At 39.3% G+C, this 1,180-nt stretch carries 1 protein-coding gene and 1 pseudogene; both read left to right on the top strand.

Annotation, left to right across the window (positions count from 1 at the left end):
- A pseudogene (locus OA91_RS24490) lies at positions 1-323 on the top strand (IS3 family transposase); the annotation flags it as partial.
- A gap of 17 nt (positions 324-340) precedes the next feature.
- Positions 341-1,144 (top strand): IS3 family transposase, encoded by an 804-nt coding sequence (locus OA91_RS23760; RefSeq protein WP_442919134.1) that lies wholly within the window; start codon positions 341-343, stop codon positions 1,142-1,144.
- Positions 1,145-1,180: the final 36 nt, after the last annotated feature.

Raw genomic sequence — 1,180 nt, forward strand, 5'->3', positions numbered from 1 at the left:
GCGAATTAACTTATAAACAAGCTCAAGATAAGTACGGCATTCAAGGTTGCTCTACTGTTTTAGTTTGGCTTCGTAAGCATGGCAAGCTAGATTGGTCTTTAGGGACTCCCCCTTTTTTTCTAAAAGGTAGTCATATGAAAGATCAAAAAACAGAACAAACACCCGAGCAACGCATTAAAGAACTCGAACAAAAACTGGCTGAAACACAATTGAAAGCTGAGTTCTTTGAGGCTGTCGTCACCGTTATGAAACGTGATTATGGTGTCAGCTTGCCAAAAAAGCAGCAAGAGATGTTATCCAAGAAAAAAAGATCAAAACATTAACTGTGACTCAGTCATGTGTGTTTTTGAACATAAGCAGACAAGCCTATTATAAACAGTGTCGTTGTGCCTTAGAAAAGGAGCAACGCAATGAAGAGATCATTCGATTTATTCGAGCTAAGCGAATACAACACCCCAGAATGGGTGGGCGTAAGCTTCTTTATTTTATGAGGCAGAACAAAACGTTATCTAATGCGATAGGTCGAGACAAGCTGTTTCAGTTAATGAGAGAGGCACGACTGCTGGTGCCATGTCGTCGGGCATATCATAAAACCACCCAAAGCAATCACCGCTTTTGGTGTCATCCCAACTTAATCAAAGCAAGTAAAGATCAAGTTGTTGTGAATAAGCCAAAGCAAGTATGGGTGGCCGATATTACCTACTTACCTGTACGAGAAGGGCAAGCCTATCTTAGTTTGATTACCGATATGTTCTCACGAAAAATAGTAGGCCATTATGTGCATAGTAGTCTTAAAACATGTGATGTTGTGATTGCCTTAAAGAAAGCAATTAAGTGCGCAGGAGATGTAAGGGGGCTTGTTCATCACTCTGATAGAGGTATCCAATACTGTTCGGCTATGTATCAAGCAATACATAATAAATACGGTATTCGTTGCTCAATGACAGATGGTTATGATTGCTATCAGAATGCGTTAGCAGAAAGAGTTAACGGAATTTTGAAGAATGAATATTTATTAGAAAAGCCGATGAATTTACAGGAGGCGAAGAAAATGGTGAAAGAATCAATCACACTTTATAATGAAAGTAGGCCGCATTTAAGCCTAAAATACAAAACGCCCGATGAGGTACATCGAGCGTTTTAACTGAAATAAGTGTCAACCTATATCAGGACTAGTCAA

The organism is Marinomonas sp. SBI8L (genome assembly GCF_001624705.1).
Classification (GTDB): Bacteria; Pseudomonadota; Gammaproteobacteria; order Pseudomonadales; family Marinomonadaceae; genus Marinomonas.